Source organism: Stenotrophomonas sp. (assembly GCF_050737075.1).
In the GTDB taxonomy this organism is placed as follows: Bacteria; Pseudomonadota; Gammaproteobacteria; order Xanthomonadales; family Xanthomonadaceae; genus Stenotrophomonas.
Genome location: NZ_JBOHXV010000002.1, coordinates 1 through 17,560, shown reverse-complemented (window position 1 = coordinate 17,560; position 17,560 = coordinate 1). Strand labels below are relative to the sequence as shown.

The window sequence follows — 17,560 nt, the reverse complement described above, 5'->3', positions numbered from 1 at the left end:
TCGTTTCCACGGCCGTGCACATCGGCCATGGCAGAATGCCGGCACACCCCCGAACGGGCGCACCGATGCTGTTTGAATGGCTGCTGGGCTCATGGCTGCTGCTGCTGGACTGGCTGATCCGGCTGGCCGCGCTGTTCTGGATTCCCAGCCGCACCACGCCCGGTGCCGCGCGCAGTTGGTTGCTGCTGGTTGGCTTCGTGCCCCTGCTGGGGCTGCCGCTGTACCTGCTGTTTGGCCACCCCTGGCTGTCGCGCCAGCGCGTGCAGCGCCAAGCGGAGGCCTCGCAGCTGATCCGCGAGGAACAGGCGCTGCAGCCGCCGTTGCGCTGGAACCCGGTGCCCGACACCGCGACCGCCGAAATGGTGCCGCTGATCGAGCGCCAGGGCGATTTCATGCCCGTGCACGGCAATGCCGTGGAGTTGCTGGCCGATTACGACGCGTCGCTGCAGGCGCTGCTGGAGGATATCGACCAGGCCCGCGACCGCGTCCACCTGCTGTACTACCTGATGTTCGACGATGCGGTGGGCGAGGCCGTCGTGCAGGCCCTGCAGCGCGCCGCCGCGCGCGGCGTGCATTGCCGTGTGCTGCTCGACGCGGTGGGCGCCAAGCGCGGCCTGCGCCGCTATCGCCACCGCCTGCAGGCGCTGGGCGTGGACGTGCGCGCGATGCTGCCCGGCGGGTTGCGCTGGCGGCGCAGCGGGCGCATGGACCTGCGCAACCATCGCAAGATCGCGGTGATCGACAACCGGGTGGGCTACATCGGCTCGCAGAACCTGGCCCAGCCCGAATTCGTGCCCGGTTACCCCAACCGCGAACTGGTGGCGCGGGTGCGCGGCCCGGCGGTAGCGCACCTGGAGGCGGTGTTCGCCAGCGACTGGTACATGGAAACCGGGCAGCGCCTGGAAGTGGTGACCGTCGAGCCGGTCTGCGCGGACGACGTGCCCACCCAGCTGCTGCCCAGCGGCCCGGCCTATCCCTTCAGCAACGCGCGCGATGCGGTGAACGCGTTGATCCACCTGGCCCGCCGTCGCATCGTGCTGGTCACCCCGTACTTCGTGCCCGACGAGGCCACGCTCAGTGCGCTGCGCATCGCCGCGCTGTCCGGCGTGCAGGTGCAGCTGATCCTGTCGGCCAGCAACAACCAGCGGCTCACCGCGTGGGCGCAGGAGGCGTACTACGACGAGCTGCTGCGTGCGGGTGTGCGCATCGCGCTGTACGAGCCGCATTTCCTGCACGCCAAGCACCTCACCGTGGACGAGGACATCGCGCTGGTGGGCTCGATCAACCTGGACATCCGCTCGTTCGCGCTCAACGCCGAAATCGGCATGCTCTGCTACGACCGGGGGCTGGTACGACAGCTGATCCAGATTGAAGACGATTACCTGCGGCAGTCGCGCCAGCTGGACCTGAAGGCATGGCGGCAGCGTGCCACGTGGCGGCGCAGCCGCGAAGGCATCGCCCGCCTGGCCGATGCGCTGATGTAGCGCACAGGGCGCTGCGGAGCCATGTTCTACAATGCCGGCATGACCACATCCGAATCCACGTTCCCGGCGGACCTGGCCATCATCGGCGGCGGCGCCGCCGGTGTGCTGGTCGCGCTGAATGCACTGCGCAGCGCCACCTCGGCCGTGCAGATCGTCCTGTTCGAACCGGCCTCCACGCTGGCCCAGGGCATCGCCTACGCCACGCCCTGGCCGGAGCACCTGCTCAACGTGCCGGCCGGCAAGATGAGCGGCCTGCCGGAACTGCCGGGTGATTTCGTGGACTACCTGCTGCAGGCGGACGCGCTGCCGGGCGTGCCGCGCGACGTGGTGGCGGACACCTTTGTTGCGCGCCGCCATTACGCGGATTACCTGCAACAGCGGCTTGCCGAGGCCCAGGCGCACAGCGCCGCAGCACTGCACGTCGTGCATGAACCGGTCATGGCGCTGCAGCCCGGCGCGTCGCTGCAGCAGCTACGGTTGGCCGACGGCACGCAGTGGCAGGCGCGGCAAGTGGTGCTGGCGTGCGGCAACAGCATGCGCCCGCTGCCGGCACCGGGTGCCGACGCATTGCCGCCGGGCCGCGTGGTCGACGCATGGGACTACGACGGCGTACGCATGCTCGCGGGCGACGGCGACCTGGCCATCATCGGGTCGGGGCTGAGCATGGCCGACAGCGTGGTCGCGCTGGCCACGGCCGGTCACCGCGGCCGCATCCACGTGCTGTCGCGGCATGCGCTGCTGCCGTTGCCACACGCGCACGCCGGCAGTGCCGAGTTCGATCCGCAGCCGCTGCTGGACATGCCGCTGCGTGCGCGCATGCGCGCGCTGCGCGGGCACGTGCGCGACGCGGCCGCGCAGTGCCTGCCGTGGCAGAGCGTGATGGATCGCATCCGCCCGCTGGGGCAGGCGCTGTGGCAAAGCCTGGACGGCGCCGACCAGCGCCGCTTCCTGCGCCATGTGGTGCGTTACTGGGACGTGCACCGCCACCGCATCGCAGAAACCGTGCATGCGCAGGTGGCGGCACTGGAGCAGTCGGGCCAACTGCAACGCCATCGCGCGCGGCTGGACGCGCTGCTCGTGCTCGACGGCACCCTGCAACTGCACGCGCACGGGCCGCAGGGCGGCATGCAGCCGGTGAACGTGGGCGCGGTGATCAACGCCACCGGCGTGGAAACCCGCGCGCTGGCCATGCGCAACCCATTGCTGCAGCAGCTGCTGGCCGACGGCCACGCGCGCCCCGGCCCGCATGGACTGGGCCTGGACAGCGACGCCGCCGGCCGCGTGCGCGACGCGCAGGGCCAACCTCAGCCGGGCCTGCAGCTGGTCGGCAGCCTGCGCATCGGCACCCTGTGGGAAAGCCTGGCCATTCCCGAGCTGCGCGTGCAGGCCCAGCAGGCGGCGGCCGGCGCGCTGCCCACGGTGCAGGCATAAGGCCGGCTAATGCCTGCACTTCGTAGTTCGCGTTGGTAGGGCCATCTTCGCGGCCGTAGGCTCCTGTCATGACCACGGAGACACCGATGCCTATTTCCCGCGCGACGCTGGCCCTTCATTTCCACCGCGTGTGCGCGCTGAGCGCCGCACTGCTGCTCGCCGCGTGCCAGTCCGCGAGCCCCGGTGCCGCGGTGGTCCCGGCAGCGCCCGCCAGCGCCACCGATGCCGTGGCCGCGTGCCCGGCGAACGCTACGGCGATGGACGGCTGGAACGATCGCGCCCCGCCGCGCCGCATCTTCGGCAACACCTGGTATGTGGGCACCTGCGGGCTGTCGGCGGTGCTGGTGACGTCGGACCAGGGGCATGTGCTGATCGACGGCGCCACCGAGCCTGCCGGCCCCCTGATCCTGGCCAACATCCGCGCGCTGGGGTTCGATCCCCACGATGTGAAGGTCCTGCTCAACTCGCATGAGCATTACGACCACGCCGCCGGCCTGGCCTACCTGCAGCGCATGACCGGCGCGCCGCTGCTCGCACGCGGGCCGGCAGCGGCCACCCTGCGCACGGGCAGGAGCGACCGCAGCGACCCACAGCAGCTCGAGCTGCTGGAAGGGTTCCCCGCCGTGGCCAAGGTGCGGGTCATCGACGACGGCGCCATCGTCCGCGTCGGCCCGCTGGCGCTGACGGCGCATGCCACGCCGGGCCACACCCCGGGCGGCACCAGCTGGACCTGGCGTTCCTGCGAGGCCGATCGCTGCTACGACTTGGCCTACACCGACAGCATCAGCGCCATTTCGGACGCCGAGTACCGCTATGCCGACCACCCCGACGCTGTGGCCGCGTTCCGCCGCGGCCTGGACACGCTGGCTGCGCTACCGTGCGATATCCAGATCTCCCCCCATCCGGCGGCCAGCGACCTGTTCGCCCGCCTGCGCGGAGACGCAGGCAAACCCCTGGTGGATCCCGGGCGATGCCAGCGCTATGCGCAGACCGGCCGGGCCAATCTGGACGCCCGGCTGGCCGATGAAGCAGCCGGCCGCAAACCCTGACGCAGCGACGGCGCGGAGGGCGTAAAATGGGCGCATGGATGTCTCCCACTTGCTCGACGGGCTCAACCCCGCCCAGCGCGAAGCTGTGTCCGCCCCGCCCGGCCACCATCTGGTGCTTGCCGGTGCCGGTTCCGGCAAGACCCGCGTACTTATCCACCGCATCGCCTGGCTGAATGAAGTCTGCGGCGTGCCGACCCATGGCATTTTTGCGGTGACCTTCACCAACAAGGCTGCCGGCGAGATGCGTCACCGCATCGACCTGCAGCTGGCGCACGGCAGCCGTGGCGCGTGGATCGGCACCTTCCACGGCCTGGCCCATCGTCTGCTGCGCCTGCACTACCAGGACGCCAAGCTGCCCGACAGCTTCCAGGTGCTGGACTCCGACGACCAGCTGCGCCTGGTCAAGCGCGTGGTCCAGCAGCTGGAGATCGACGACAGCAAGCATCCGCCCAAGCAGATCGCCTGGTGGATCAACGAGCAGAAGGACGAGGGCCGCCGCCCGCAGCACATCCAGCCCGAGCCGCATGACGCGTGGCTGGAAACCATGCGCCAGGCGTACGCGGCCTACCAGGAGCGCTGCGACCGCGCCGGCCTGGTCGACTTCGCCGAACTGCTGCTGCGCGCGCATGAACTGCTGCGCGACAACCCCGCGCTGCTGGCCCACTACCGCTCGCGCTTCCGCGAGATCCTGGTGGACGAGTTCCAGGACACCAACGCCATCCAGTACGCCTTCGTGCGCGTGCTGGCGGGCGACAGCGGCCACGTGTTCGTGGTCGGCGACGACGACCAGGCCATCTATGGCTGGCGCGGCGCCAAGGTCGAGAACGTACAGCGCTTCCTGAAGGACTTCCCGGGCGCGCAGACCGTGCGCCTGGAGCAGAACTACCGCTCCAGCGCCAACATCCTGGGCGCGGCCAATGCGGTGATCTCGCACAACCCCGACCGGATCGGCAAGGAACTGTGGACCGACAGCGGCGACGGTGAGCAGATCGATCTGTACGCGGCCTACAACGAGATGGACGAGGCGCGTTACGTGGTTGAACGCACGCGCCAGTGGGTGCGTGACGGCGGCAGCTACGGCGACGCGGCGGTGCTTTACCGCAGCAACGCGCAGTCGCGTGCCTTCGAAGAGGCGCTGATTTCCGAACAGGTGCCGTACCGCGTGTACGGCGGCATGCGCTTCTTCGAGCGTGCCGAAATCAAGGACGCGCTGGCCTACCTGCGGCTGATGACCAACCGCAACGATGACGCCGCGTTCGAGCGCGCGGTCAACACGCCTACCCGTGGCATCGGCGACCGCACGCTGGACGAAGTGCGCCGGCTGGCGCGCACCCAGGCGATCTCGCTGTGGGAAGCCACCATGCTGACCACCCAAGGCAATGAACTGGCGGCCCGCGCCCGCAACGCGTTGGCCGGCTTCCTGACCCTGGTCAACCAGCTGCACGCCGAAGCCGGTGACATGAGCCTGGCCGAGCGCATCGATCACGTGCTGGTGCGTTCGGGGCTGCGCGAGCACTGGTCGAAGGAAAGCCGCAACGCACTCGATTCCGAGTCGCGCGCGGACAACCTGGACGAACTGGTCTCGGTGGCCTCGCGCTTCACCCGCCGCGAGGACGACATCGAAGAGACCGGCGAGACCATGAGCGAGCTGGTCGCGTTCCTCTCCTACGCCTCGCTGGAGGCCGGCGAAGGCCAGGCCCAGGCGGGCGAGGAGGGCGTGCAGCTGATGACCCTGCATTCGGCCAAGGGCCTGGAGTTCCCGCTGGTGTTCCTGGCCGGCATGGAAGATGGCCTGTTCCCCAGCGCACGTTCGCTGGAGGAAAGCGGTCGCTTGGAGGAAGAGCGCCGCCTGGCCTACGTAGGCATCACCCGCGCGCGCCAGAAACTGGTGCTGAGCTACGCCGAGTCGCGCCGCATCCACGGCCAGGAAAACTACAACGTGCCCTCGCGGTTCCTGCGCGAGATTCCGCGGGAACTGCTCAACGAAGTCCGCCCGAAGGTGCAGGTATCGCGCACCGCCTCGCTCGGCGCGAACCGCGTGATGGGCCACGCCGCGATCGAGGCGCCGCCGTTGAAGCTGGGCGCGATGGTGACCCATGCGCGCTTCGGCGAAGGCATGGTCACCGATTACGAGGGCAGTGGCGCGCATGCGCGCGTGCAGGTGGAGTTCGCCGAGGCCGGCAGCAAGTGGCTGGTCATGGCCTACGCCAACCTGACGGTGCTCTGACGGCGCGTGTCAGGGATGACCCGCCACGTGCTCTTCGTCTGCAGCCAGAACCGCCTGCGCAGCCCCACGGCCGAGCAGATGTTCGCCGACTGGCCAGGCGTGGAAACCGCCTCGGCCGGTGTGTTGGCGGATGCGGATGTGCCGGTCAGCCCCGAGCTGTTGCAGTGGGCGGACCTGATCTTCGTGATGGAGCGCGCGCACCGCACGCGCTTGTCCAGTCGTTACCGGCCGTGGTTGAACGGAACGCGGGTGATCTGCCTGGATATTCCGGATGACTACGACTTCATGGCCCCGGTGCTGGTGGACCTGCTCAAGAAGAAAGTGACGCCACACCTACCGTAGAGCCACCCCATGGGTGGCTGCGCAATGCCCGACATCGAGCAGCCACCTACCGTCCCCCCCCAATTCTCAGGTAATCCCATGTCTTCCACCCCCGTCGCCATCAACGTCAAACTCAACGCCCGCCTCCAGCCCGAGCACCGCCTGCAGCTGTTCGAAGATCCGCTCGACGCGATGCTGGAAGGCGTCGGCATCGGCGAAATCATGGGCGGCGGCACCGCGCTGACCGAAGAGGGCGAGGTCGAATACGGCGACCTGGAGATCCAGCTGCATGACGGCGCTGCACTGCCGCAGGTGATTGAAATGCTCCAGCAGCTGGGCGCGCCCAAGGGCTCGCTGATCCAGCGCGAGGGCGAGGCCGACCTGCCGTTCGGCATCACCGAAGGCCTTGGGCTGTACCTCAACGGCACCGACCTGCCCGACGAGGTGTACGAACAGTGCGATTCGAACTACGTGTTCGACCAGATCGTGGAGCGCATCGACGGCCACGGTGAAATCTGCAGCTGGTGGCAGGGACCGAGCGAGACCGCGCTGTACCTGTACGGTGCATCGTTCGAGACCCTGCGCGAGCGCATCGCCGACCTGGTGGCGACCTACCCGCTGTGCCAGGGCGCACGCGTGGTGCGGATCGCCTAAGCGGTCGCCGGCCGGTTGTACCGACTGGGTTGTACCGACTGCGTAGAGCCGACTGTTAGTCGGCTCTACGCACGGTCTCCCAATCAAGCCCGAAACGGGCCAGATACTTGCGCAGGCGATCCGCGTCGTTGGTGCTCGCGCGCTGCGTGCGCGACACCGAAAACAGCTCCCGCCCGGCGGCCGATAGATTCTTTGCCGCCACGCAGACGCGCACCACCTCCTCCAGCTGCACGCGGTCGAACCGGTCCAGTGCGGCCACCTCCTCGCCCAGCAGCGCGTCGAGCAGCGACGGTACTTCACCGCCCGACCACTGCGTCCGCAGCCGGCCGATCTCCTCGTCCACGCCTTCGGTCTGGATACGCCCGGCATTGGCGAGCGTGGCCAGGCGCATCATCGACGCGCCCAGATCGCGGAAGTTGCCGCTCCACGCCGCATCCGCGCTGGTGGCGAAGGCCAGATAACGAGCGCGGGCTTCGGCATTGAAGCGCACCTGCTGGTGCTGCTCGCGGGCGAACCGCTCCAGCTCGAAGGCCAGGTTGGGCTCGATGTCCTCGCGCCGCTGCGCCAGGCCGGGCAACTGGTAGGTCCACAGGTTAAGCCGGGCCAGCAGATCCTCGCGGAAGCGCCCCTGGCGTACCGCTTCATGCAGGTCGCGGTTGGTGCCCGCAATCAACTGGAAATCGCTCTCCACTTCGCGGTCGCTGCCTACCGGCAGGAAGCGCTTGTCTTCCAGTGCACGCAGCAGCATGGCCTGCTCGTCCTGCCCAAGTTCGCCGATCTCGTCGAGGAACAGCAGCCCCTGGTGCGCAGAACGCAGCAGGCCGGCGCGGTCGCTCGAAGCGCCGGTGTAAGCGCCCTTGGTGTGGCCGAACAGCGTGCTCATCGCTCCGTCGCCGCGTAGCGTGGCGCAGTTCACTTCCACGAAGCGACCCGGCAACTGGTGCTTGAGCTTCTTCAGATCGAACACGCGCCGGGCCAGATGGCTCTTGCCCGCACCGGTCGGTCCGGTGAGCAGCATCGGCGCGCGTGAGCGGGTGGCCACGATCTCGATCTGCTCGATCATCCGGTTGAACGCGGCGTTGCGGGTGGCGATGCCGCCCTTGAGCAGGTCGCGGTCCTGCAACTGCTGCTGGGCGAAGCGCTGCGCGATGCGGTCATAGCGCGACAGGTCCAGGTCGATCAACGCGTACGTGCCGGGATCGCCCACGGCCTGCTTGCGCGGAGGGGAGGTCTGCAGCAGCCGCCCCGGGAAGTGCCGGCTCTCGGTCAGCAGGAACCAGCAGATCTGGCTGACATGCGTGCCGGTCGTGATGTGGATGTAGTAGTCCTCCTCCTCCGGCGCGAAGGGATACGCGGCCAGGAAGTCATGCAGGCAGGCATAGACCCCTTCGAACTCCCACGGGTCCGCCATGTAGGTGTCGTGCCGGCGGACCTCGGTGGACGGCGCGACGCGTTCCAGGTCCTCGCGCACCAGCGCAGCCAGCTTGCCGAAGCGGCGCTCGTCCAGCAGCAGCTCGATGCGGTCCGGCACGAAGTCCTCATGCATGCCCAGCGCCACGGTCGGCCGCCATTTCTGCCACCGACCCGGGCCCTCACCCGCATCGAGCTGGATGCCGAGCATGCCGAACACCACCTGCCGCTTCTGCATGTATATCTCCGTATAAATAGCGCTCCCAAACTATATCAATCCTGGCGCTCCATGTGGCATTAACTCCCGGGGAAAACTGAATAAATACATATTAATCAATCAGTTGGATGCTAGATCCAAAAGTTGGCACGGCCGTTGCTCTGTATACGGCAAGACACGACGCGGGCTGTTCCCGCCGAGGACCCACACGATGGCCAACAATTCCCTCTTCTCCCGGATGCGCAGCGCGCTGCTGCCGTCGGCAGACGCGCTCAATGACGCCGGCGGTACCGCCTACCGTCGCGACCCGCGCGCCGCGCTGGCGCTGTTCGCGGGTACCGGCTGCCTCAACAACACCTTCTACAGCGATGCCGAGGCGCAGTTGCAGCAGGTGCTGGCATTGAGCGCGCAGGTGGAGCCCGGCTTCGTCGCGCGCACCGCGGTCTATGCCAGGCAGAAGGCGCACATGAAGGACATGCCGGTGCTGCTGCTGGCCACGCTGAGTCTGCGTGACCCGGCGGCATTCGCCCAGGCATTCCCCAAGGTGGTGGACAACGGTCGGCAGCTGCGCACGTTCGTGCAGATCATGCGCAGCGGCCAGGTCGGGCGCCGCTCGCTGGGCTCGCTGCCGAAGCGTCTGGTGCGCCAGTGGCTGCAGCAGGCCTCGGCCGAGACCGTGGTCCGCGCCGCGATCGGCCAGCAGCCGTCGCTGGGCGACATCATCCGGATGGTGCACCCCAAGCCGGCCGATGCCGAGCGTGAGGCGCTGTATGCCTGGGTGGTAGGGCGTCCGTACGAGCCGTCGCGGTTGCCGGCGCTGCTGCAGGCTTATGAGGCCTTCAAGCGCGCGCCGAACGGGCTGCCGCCGGACCTGCCGTTCCAGTACTACAGCGCGTTGCAGCTGGACGTTGCGCAGTGGTCGATGCTGGCCCGCAATGCGTCGTGGCAGACGCTGCGCATGAACCTCAACACGTTCGCCCGGCATGGGGTGTTCGAGGACGAGGCGATGGTGCAGGTGGTGGCCGCCAAGCTGCGCGATCCTGCGCAGATCCGCCGCGCCCGGGTGCTGCCATACCAGTTGATGATGGCCTATCACGCGGCAAGTGAACTGCCATTGCCGATCCTGGAGGCGCTGCAGGACGCGATGGAAATCGCTACCGCCTCGGCACCGGTCCTGCCGGGCCGGGTGGTGGTGGCAGTGGACGTGTCGGGGTCGATGCAGTCGCCGGTGACCGGCTACCGCAAGGGTGCCACCACCGCCGTGCGCTGCGTGGACGTGGCGGCACTGATCGCCGCATGCGTGCTGCGCGGTCAGCCCCAGGCGCAGGTGTTGCCGTTCGACACCGGTGTGCGGCGCGTACCGCTGAACCCACGCGATAGCGTGATGACGCTGGCCCGCCAGCTGGCGATCAACGGTGGTGGTACGGCGGTGAGTGCGCCGCTTCGCTACCTCAACGCCGAACGTGCGCAGGTGGACCTGCTGGTGCTGGTGTCGGACAACGAAAGCTGGTGCGACACCCGCAGTGACGGTGCGACCGACACGATGCGCGAGTGGGCCATGCTCAAGCAGCGTTGCCCGCAGGCGAAGCTGGTCTGCATCGACCTGCAGCCGGTGGCGACCAGCCAGACCGTGCAGCGCGAGGATGTGCTGCACATCGGCGGCTTCAGCGATGCGGTGTTCGACCTGCTCGCGCAGGTCGCCACTGCAAAGGACGAAGGCTCGGGTGGGGTGCAGCGCATCCAGGACATGGCCTTGTAACGCGACAGGGATGTCGCACGGGATCGCCCGGCTGGCAATGGGGCCAGCCGGGCAGGGCCCACGTATTTCGTTTCAATGCCGGCACTGCGAATGCCGGGGGAACTACAGCCTTTCACGCTCCAGGTCGCGGGTTCGAATCCCGCTCGTCGTGGCAACACGGCGGTAGCTCAGGGGTAGAGCAGGACGTTCCCTCACTGTTGTCGCATCGCCGGCACCCGCTTCACGCAGTGAATGCTGCTGGAACTACATGGAGTGCCTTCGGGCTCGGGTTCAAATCCCGGCGTCGCCCACCGCAAGGTGGAAGACGAACGTTCCAGCCCCCTTGTCACTGCCCTTTTTCGCGGCGAATGCCAGTGGAACTACATCTGGTTGCCCTTCGGGGTCGGGTTCAAGTCCCGGCTGCGTTCCGTGTCATGCGGAACGTGGAACGGTTCCGCCCCCTTTTGTCGCCGCACCTTTTCAATGGATAGACAGGATGTTCAACATGACCAACACCACCCACAACCACGACGTCATCCAGGAGCCGGGCGCCGTCCCGATCCGCCTGTGGACGCGCGGCGTGCCGCTGGAAGATGCCGCGCGTGAGCAGCTGCAGAACATCGCGCGCCTGCCGTTCATCCACCGCTGGATCGCGGTGATGCCCGACGTGCACCTCGGCAAGGGTGCTACGGTGGGCTCGGTCGTGCCGACCATCGGCGCGATCGTGCCGGCTGCCGTGGGCGTGGATATCGGCTGCGGCATGATCGCCGCGCGCACCACGCTGATCGCCAGCGACCTGCCCGACAACCTGTCGGCACTGCGCAGCGCGATCGAGCGTGCCGTGCCGCATGGACGCACCGTCGGCCGTGGCCGCGACAAGGGCAGCTGGGACACCCCGCCGGAACTGGCCATTGAGGGCTGGTCGCAGCTGGTGGACGACTTCGCGCTGATCTGCGAACGCCACCCCAAGCTGAAGAACACCAACAACCTCAAGCACCTGGGTACGCTTGGAACGGGCAATCACTTCGTCGAGGTCTGCCTGGACCAGGAGCAGCGCGTGTGGTTCATGCTGCACTCGGGCTCGCGCGGCGTGGGCAATGCGATCGGCACCTACTTCATCGAACTGGCCAAGCAGGAAATGCGCCGCTGGATGATCAACCTGCCCGACCAGGACCTCGCGTACCTGCCGGAGGGCAGCACCCATTACGGCGACTACGTGTTTGCGGTGGACTGGGCGCAGCGCTTCGCACGCATGAACCGCGAGATCATGATGCGCAATGTGGTGGCGGCGGCGCGCACGGTGATCACCAAGCCGTTCGAGGCCGCGGCCGAGGCGGTCAACTGCCACCACAACTACGTGAGCCGCGAGCACCACTTCGGCAAGGACGTCTTCGTGACCCGCAAGGGCGCGGTGAGCGCGCGCAAGGGCGAGCTGGGCATCATCCCGGGCAGCATGGGGGCCAAGAGCTTCATCGTGCGTGGCCTGGGCAATGCGGAAAGCTTCAACAGCTGCAGCCACGGCGCCGGCCGCGTGATGAGCCGTACCCAGGCGCGCAAGCTGATCAGCGTGGACGACCACGCCAAGGCCACCGCGCACGTGGAATGCCGCAAGGACGCCGAGGTGGTCGACGAGTCTCCGGCCGCCTACAAGTCGATCGAAGCGGTGATGGAGGCGCAGCGCGACCTGGTGGAGATCGTCCACACCCTGCGCCAGGTGGTCTGTGTAAAGGGATGAGATTGGCCGCGCGCGGCGTACACTGCGCCGCGCGCGGGGGAAGCAAAAGGACAGAACCATGGACATGATCGAACTGGATGGAACCGAAGGCGGCGGCCAGCTGCTGCGTTCGGCGTTGACGCTCAGCCTGTGCACCGGCAGCGGCTTCAGCATGGGCAATATCCGTGGCCGCCGCCGCCGCCCGGGCCTGATGCGTCAGCACCTCACCGCCGTCAATGCTGCCGCGAGGATCGGCGGTGCTCACGTGCACGGCGCCCAGCTGGGCGCGACCACGCTGCGCTTCGAGCCCGGCGCGGTGCAGGGCGGTGACTACCACTTCGCCACCGGCAGTGCCGGCTCGGCGACGCTGGTACTGCAAACGCTGCTGCCGGCCCTGTGGCAGGCGGCCACGCCCTCAACGCTGCGTCTGGAAGGCGGCACCCACAATCCGCTCGCGCCCAGCGCGGACTTCATCGCCGACGCGTATCTGCCCGCGCTGGCGCGGATGGGCGTGCAGGTCGGTTTCGCGATTGAGCAGCATGGCTTCCACCCTGCCGGCGGCGGCGTGCTCGACGTGCAGGTCACGCCCTGCGCGACGTTGCAGCCCTGCGCGTTCAACGCCCGCGGCGCGCTGGCCTCGGTCGAGGCCAAGGTGTTGATGTCCGGCCTGTCCGGCAGCATCGGCCAGCGTGAGCTGCAGGTGCTGGCCGATCGCCTGGGCGTGGACCCGCATCCGCGCCACGTGCACAGCGTGCGTCCCGCGCTGGGCCCCGGCAACGTGGCGCTGGTGCAGGTGCGCCACGACGCGCATGTGGAAGTCTTCAGCGGCCATGGCGAACGTGGCGTATCGGCCGAACAGGTCGGCGCGCGCCTGGCCGATGAGGTGCAGCGTTACCTGCACGGCGACGGTTGCGTGGCCGAGCACCTGTCCGACCAGCTGCTGCTGCCGATGGCGCTGGCCGGTGCCGGCAGCTTCACCACCGCCACGATCAGCGAGCACCTCGCCAGCAACGCGCGGTTGATCGAGAAGTTCCTGCCGGTCGAGTTCGAGTGGGTACCCGAAGGGCAGGGCTGGCAGGTCCAGGTCAGCCGCTGAGGCACCACGGGGGCCGCGCCTTGCTGGCGCGACCCCGTTCGGTGCCCACAACGAGCCCCGGCGCGATGCGATCCATTACGGGATGATCATGGGGGCGACTGTGGCTGTTCCGGATGACGTTCGGAAGGAACCTGCCCAGACATGGACTGCTTGAAATTGGCCGTCACATCTCCGACCGCCCGTTCCAGGGCAATCTCCCAGTTCTCCCGTGATACCACCTGGTACACGTTGGAACCGTGACCCTTGGCGGTGAACGTTCGGATCTGACCTTCAGCGCGCGAGGTAACGTTGATGGAGATGTCCGCCAACATCCGTTGTGACCATCCAGCGGCCCGCCAGAATTCGAAGGGCAGGCTGACCGAGAATCCCGTCAATGAGGCGTCCACGAAGGTGCAGGAAGATTCGCAGGCGTCTGCGGTCCTGTAACCCATGTTCCGTAGCGCCTGGACCAGGATCTCGCGGGTCTTGTCGGCAACGGTGCCGGATTCAAGGTTGACCAGCATTCCATTGCCTCCGCGTGCGAAGCCTCCGACGTTCTTTGACCTGTCTGCGGGAGCTACAGCCGGCAGCATGTCCGTACGGACGTCCTGCACGGCACCGACAACAACGACGGGGCCCTGCTCCGGACTCACCCGGACATCCGGGACATTGACCCGCACCATCTCTGTTCGCATGCCACAGCCGGAAAGGACCAGCAGCGCTACAGCCGCAACGATTGACTTCATTGTTTCCCCCTGTCCAAGTTTCCATTCACTGGTTTCGCATTATTGCTCGGCAGACGGGTGACCGGAGCAGTGATCCCCAGGCGGCCAGTAGCTGATGCCGGTATCCGTCGCGCCGGGAAGCGGCATCCCCTTCCCGGCGCCACGGCTTCATTCCCGGTCAAACGCGACTCATCCCGGATTTCACACGGTTCGTCGCCTGCCGCTTGTACGCCCCCTGCCACGCGCCCAGAGTCTGGCGCTGTCTGCTGGGAGCACGCACATGAACAAGGGAATCCCGTACCTGTTGTCTGCACTGGTTGCGCTGACGCTGTCGGCGGGCTGGGCGGCGCCGGTGCTGGCCCTGTTCCAGCACGTGGCCACCTGTCTGCAGGACGGCGGCAGCATGGACCTGATGCGGATGCGCTGCGAACCGCCGGTGGCGGTGGCAGATGCTTTGCTGCACGGCTGGGGGTTCTGGCTGATGCTGATCGTCGTGGCCACGGTGGTGGCGCTGGCGACGACCAGAACGGGAACGCGCCCGCGTAGGAACCGGCCGACATCGGGTCTACTTCGGTAAGTTTGCAACCAGTCCGAGCCTTGACGGCCCAGCAACGCTGCTAGTGTGCGTGCCCTGTCACTCAGGGGTGCGACGTTGATCAACACTGCGATGCAGAGGGCTTCCTCACTTCCTTCTCTTGCCGCGCCGAGCGAGTGGGAAGCTGGCGCGGCACGGACCCCGGCCCCGATTCCTGCCACGCTTGAAGTGGATTCGGTACGCAACGCAGCGCGTGACGCTCGCGTGCCGTTGAATTTTGCCGGCGCCACGCTCAGCCCGTGGCAGGGGGCCGGCAGCCAGAAGGCCATGGTGGCCTCGCAGGGAACCGATCGCTGGCGGGTCAAGGCCACGGCCGACGGCGCCAGCAGCGCCATGGAAGTCACTTTGGGCAAGCTGTTCCAGCTCACCGGTCTGCTCGCACCCGATACCGCGCTGGTGGGGGCGCTCGATGGCCTGCCCACCGCCAACCTGCATGTCGGTTCGCGCTATGAACCGCAGTTCCAGGATCTGGGTGATTTCCTGGTCAGCGACGCGGCGGCCGACCTGGTCGGGGCAGACAACGCCTCATCGCGGCCCGACTACGACACGCTGCGGGCAACACATGCCGCCTCCGTGGCCGCCAATACCGCGTTGCTGCGCGACGCGGGCGTGGAATGGTGGGCGCTGGGCGAGGCGGATGCGCGCGTGCACGCAGCCAATGACCAGGCACGGTTCGACGCGCTGGACGCGATGAACCGGATGCTGCCCGCGCCGTTGCGCTGCGAACAGATGCGTCATTTCATCGCATCGCGCTGGCTGGACAACTGGGACCACCTCAACTACCGGATGGAGAACTTCGGTTACACGCTGCGTGATGGCGAGCGGGTTGGCATGTCGCTGGACTTCGGCTCCTGCGGCCCGCTCGGCTTCCGCGATCCGCAGACCGGCGTGATGCTGCCCAAGCCGCTCAGCGGCGAGGTCGCGATCCGGCAACGTCCCGCGTCGCTGTTCCCGATTCCCGAGGCGTTCGCAGCCAATGCCAGCCGCTTCGACGCGATGCAGGGTGACCCGGGCGCGCTGCACGACACCACCGGCTGGCCCTACGGATTCCAGTCCGAGAGCATTGCCGCGCTGTTCCGGCCACCGGCGGCCTCGGACCCGGCCATCGCCGACGCGCTGGCGGAAATGGGCTACCGCCTGGCGGTGCTACCGGCGTCTTCCATCGACGCGGTGATCGAGCGCCACTGGCCGAACCTGGCGCCTACCCCGGCGCAGGCGTGGCCGCAGGCCGCGGCCCTGGCCGGGCAGATGATCGCTCGTCGCGATGCGCTGCTGGCGCGGTTCGACCCGGCGCAGATCCGCGACTGGCTGCACGCCGACCCGGTTCGTGCCGCGCGCGTCCGCCAGGAGATGACCGACGCGATGCAGACGGTGCTCGGCGGCGATGCGGTCGCGTCCCACCAGCAGCACGTCGAGCGATTGCACGAAGCACTGCTGGGTAGCGGCGAACCCATCGCCTCAACGACGGACGAGATCTGCATCAACGGCGTGTGCCGCGAAACCCGCGCGATGCAGCAGTTCGACGACGCGCTGCAGCAGCTGGAACAGGCCTGGGCAAGCGAGTCGCCGCAGGGCGTGGCCGATGCGGTTGCCGCCTTGCTGGCGCCGCCGTTGCACTCCCAACTGCTGCACCATCTGGCGTTGGGCCCCGGCAGGCATCCACATACCCTGGCGGCATTCGACACCAACCATGCGTGGCTGGTGCTGATGGAGAAGCTGGTGGGCATGGGCCAGGCCAACCCCACCGAGGTTGCGCGGCTGCTGCTGACGCCGGTCGAGGCGGGCGCCTACCCGCCTGATGTCGCCGCGTGGTCGGAGAAGCACCCCGAACTGGGCATTGCCTTCATCCAGCTGCTGGAAGGGCTGGTGGCACGCGGCGTACCCGCGCAGCGGCTGCGCGTGGGATTGCTGACCGCCAAGCGCTTCGGCACGGCAAACTACTTTGCCGAACTGCTGGGCAGCCGCGCCTCCGCGGCCTGGATCGAACGCCTGAAGCTGGCGCAGCTCTGGCCCGGCGCGCAGGACCTGCGCGAGGCGAAATCGTGGCGCTCGCGGACCGCCTTCGGCCTGCGCAGCCTGCTGCCGCGCGGCAAGGTCGCGCTTGCCGAGCCGCGTGCCACTCATGCACTGCAGCAGATGGCCCCGGGCCCACTGGTGGCGAAACTGCGCCAGGACCACGGCCCGGAGCGGCTGCTGGCACTGGAAGCAGAACTGCTCAGGCAGGAGGTCCTTGAATCAGTGCGGCTGGTTCACCGCGACGAACTACAGGCACTGACCACCAGCGTTGCCCAGGCCGTGTGGAGTGCGTGGGCCGAGGCCCTGCAGAAGCACGGCTTGCCGCATGCGAGCCCGCCCCGGGATCTGCTGGAAAGCCAGCAGCACGCCGCCCGCAGCCGGTTCGAGCAGGACATGTGGGTGGCGCGCCGGGAGGATGCGGAGGCGCTGATCACCCAGGCCGCGACGGGGTACTGCGAGGCCGTGCGCGCGCAGCCGACACTGACCGCCGCCGCGCGGAAGGCGCTGTTCCGGGGCGGCGTGGACCGCGCCATCGGCGACATCGGTGCGATGGTCGCCGACGCCGCAGGCACGTCCCCGCCCCCGGCGGGCGGCACGACGCTGGGCGCAGAGATCAGGGCGCGCGCACAGTCCCTTGCCCAGGGGGTGCAGGCACAGGTACAGCAGCGCGCGCAGGCGCAGGCCGGGCAGAGTGCCTCGCGCTGGGCGGCCGCCGAGGCCAGCCGGCGGGCGACCGATGCGGTTGCCGCGCGCGCGCAGAGCAGCGCGCTGGCCCACCGCCAGCGCGCCGCCGCATTGCTGGCCTACGAGACGGCCGCGAACAAGGCCCGCCAAGCGGCCCAGTCCCGGGCCACGCAGGAGGCAGCCGAGCGCGCCGCGAGGGTCAGTGCGGCCAGAACCGAGA

The 17,560-nt window shown here is 68.2% G+C and carries 13 protein-coding genes; 11 read left to right on the top strand and 2 right to left on the bottom strand.

Features of this window, described 5'->3' with window-relative positions; all coding sequences use genetic code 11:
* The first annotated feature begins 65 nt into the window (after nucleotides 1-65).
* The 6 genes from cls (at nucleotide 66) to ACREPD_RS00780 (ending at nucleotide 7,166) form a co-directional block, all read left to right on the top strand.
* Entirely contained in the window at nucleotides 66-1,484 is a 1,419-nt protein-coding gene (gene cls, locus ACREPD_RS00805) for a cardiolipin synthase (RefSeq protein WP_431597512.1), read from the top strand.
* A gap of 21 nt (nucleotides 1,485-1,505) precedes the next feature.
* Nucleotides 1,506-2,915: an FAD/NAD(P)-binding protein gene (locus tag ACREPD_RS00800; RefSeq protein WP_431597511.1), complete on the top strand. Its 1,410-nt coding sequence runs from the start codon at nucleotides 1,506-1,508 to the stop codon at nucleotides 2,913-2,915.
* An 86-nt stretch (nucleotides 2,916-3,001) separates the two neighbouring features.
* Complete coding sequence (gene bla / locus ACREPD_RS00795) at nucleotides 3,002-3,964, top strand: subclass B3 metallo-beta-lactamase (protein ID WP_431597510.1); 963 nt, start codon at nucleotides 3,002-3,004, stop codon at nucleotides 3,962-3,964.
* Nucleotides 3,965-3,998: 34 nt separating this feature from the next.
* The gene (uvrD, locus tag ACREPD_RS00790) at nucleotides 3,999-6,191 is read left to right on the top strand and encodes a DNA helicase II (protein WP_431597509.1); all 2,193 of its coding nucleotides are present in this window, start codon (nucleotides 3,999-4,001) and stop codon (nucleotides 6,189-6,191) included.
* Between the two features lie 15 nt (nucleotides 6,192-6,206).
* A complete protein-coding gene (locus tag ACREPD_RS00785) occupies nucleotides 6,207-6,533 on the top strand; it encodes a low molecular weight protein tyrosine phosphatase family protein (RefSeq protein ID WP_431597508.1) in 327 nt (108 codons plus the stop codon).
* A 78-nt stretch (nucleotides 6,534-6,611) separates the two neighbouring features.
* Entirely contained in the window at nucleotides 6,612-7,166 is a 555-nt protein-coding gene (locus ACREPD_RS00780; RefSeq protein ID WP_431597507.1) for a hypothetical protein, read from the top strand.
* A 55-nt stretch (nucleotides 7,167-7,221) separates the two neighbouring features.
* On the opposite strand, the gene rtcR is transcribed toward ACREPD_RS00780, so the two are convergent.
* Nucleotides 7,222-8,814 (bottom strand): RNA repair transcriptional activator RtcR, encoded by a 1,593-nt coding sequence (rtcR, locus tag ACREPD_RS00775; RefSeq protein WP_431597506.1) that lies wholly within the window; start codon nucleotides 8,812-8,814, stop codon nucleotides 7,222-7,224.
* A 190-nt stretch (nucleotides 8,815-9,004) separates the two neighbouring features.
* Between rtcR and ACREPD_RS00770 the strand changes: the two genes are divergently transcribed.
* From ACREPD_RS00770 to rtcA, 3 genes are all read left to right on the top strand, one after another.
* Entirely contained in the window at nucleotides 9,005-10,552 is a 1,548-nt protein-coding gene (locus ACREPD_RS00770; RefSeq protein WP_431597505.1) for a vWA domain-containing protein, read from the top strand.
* Between the two features lie 484 nt (nucleotides 10,553-11,036).
* Entirely contained in the window at nucleotides 11,037-12,266 is a 1,230-nt protein-coding gene (locus ACREPD_RS00765; protein ID WP_431597504.1) for an RtcB family protein, read from the top strand.
* A 58-nt stretch (nucleotides 12,267-12,324) separates the two neighbouring features.
* Nucleotides 12,325-13,341, top strand: a complete 1,017-nt coding sequence (rtcA, locus tag ACREPD_RS00760; RefSeq protein ID WP_431597503.1) for an RNA 3'-terminal phosphate cyclase — start codon at nucleotides 12,325-12,327, stop codon at nucleotides 13,339-13,341.
* Between the two features lie 86 nt (nucleotides 13,342-13,427).
* On the opposite strand, the gene ACREPD_RS00755 is transcribed toward rtcA, so the two are convergent.
* Nucleotides 13,428-14,066, bottom strand: coding sequence for a hypothetical protein (locus ACREPD_RS00755; RefSeq protein ID WP_431597502.1), 639 nt, complete (start codon nucleotides 14,064-14,066; stop codon nucleotides 13,428-13,430).
* Between the two features lie 259 nt (nucleotides 14,067-14,325).
* Between ACREPD_RS00755 and ACREPD_RS00750 the strand changes: the two genes are divergently transcribed.
* Both ACREPD_RS00750 and ACREPD_RS00745 read left to right on the top strand, forming a co-directional pair.
* The gene (locus tag ACREPD_RS00750) at nucleotides 14,326-14,622 is read left to right on the top strand and encodes a hypothetical protein (protein ID WP_431597501.1); all 297 of its coding nucleotides are present in this window, start codon (nucleotides 14,326-14,328) and stop codon (nucleotides 14,620-14,622) included.
* Between the two features lie 90 nt (nucleotides 14,623-14,712).
* Nucleotides 14,713-17,560, top strand: a 2,848-nt coding sequence (locus ACREPD_RS00745) for a hypothetical protein (protein WP_431597500.1), incomplete at its 3' end; no start/stop codon positions are given.

What these genes read in the sequence shown, in the direction of transcription:
- cls (WP_431597512.1), top strand. Translation starts at nt 66, where the DNA reads ATGCTGTTTGAATGGCTGCTGGGCTCATGGCTGCTGCTGCTGGACTGG.
- ACREPD_RS00800 (WP_431597511.1), top strand. Translation starts at nt 1,506, where the DNA reads ATGTTCTACAATGCCGGCATGACCACATCCGAATCCACGTTCCCGGCG.
- bla (WP_431597510.1), top strand. Translation starts at nt 3,002, where the DNA reads ATGCCTATTTCCCGCGCGACGCTGGCCCTTCATTTCCACCGCGTGTGC.
- uvrD (WP_431597509.1), top strand. Translation starts at nt 3,999, where the DNA reads ATGGATGTCTCCCACTTGCTCGACGGGCTCAACCCCGCCCAGCGCGAA.
- ACREPD_RS00785 (WP_431597508.1), top strand. Translation starts at nt 6,207, where the DNA reads ATGACCCGCCACGTGCTCTTCGTCTGCAGCCAGAACCGCCTGCGCAGC.
- ACREPD_RS00780 (WP_431597507.1), top strand. Translation starts at nt 6,612, where the DNA reads ATGTCTTCCACCCCCGTCGCCATCAACGTCAAACTCAACGCCCGCCTC.
- rtcR (WP_431597506.1), bottom strand. Translation starts at nt 8,814, where the DNA reads ATGCAGAAGCGGCAGGTGGTGTTCGGCATGCTCGGCATCCAGCTCGAT.
- ACREPD_RS00770 (WP_431597505.1), top strand. Translation starts at nt 9,005, where the DNA reads ATGGCCAACAATTCCCTCTTCTCCCGGATGCGCAGCGCGCTGCTGCCG.
- ACREPD_RS00765 (WP_431597504.1), top strand. Translation starts at nt 11,037, where the DNA reads ATGACCAACACCACCCACAACCACGACGTCATCCAGGAGCCGGGCGCC.
- rtcA (WP_431597503.1), top strand. Translation starts at nt 12,325, where the DNA reads ATGGACATGATCGAACTGGATGGAACCGAAGGCGGCGGCCAGCTGCTG.
- ACREPD_RS00755 (WP_431597502.1), bottom strand. Translation starts at nt 14,066, where the DNA reads ATGAAGTCAATCGTTGCGGCTGTAGCGCTGCTGGTCCTTTCCGGCTGT.
- ACREPD_RS00750 (WP_431597501.1), top strand. Translation starts at nt 14,326, where the DNA reads ATGAACAAGGGAATCCCGTACCTGTTGTCTGCACTGGTTGCGCTGACG.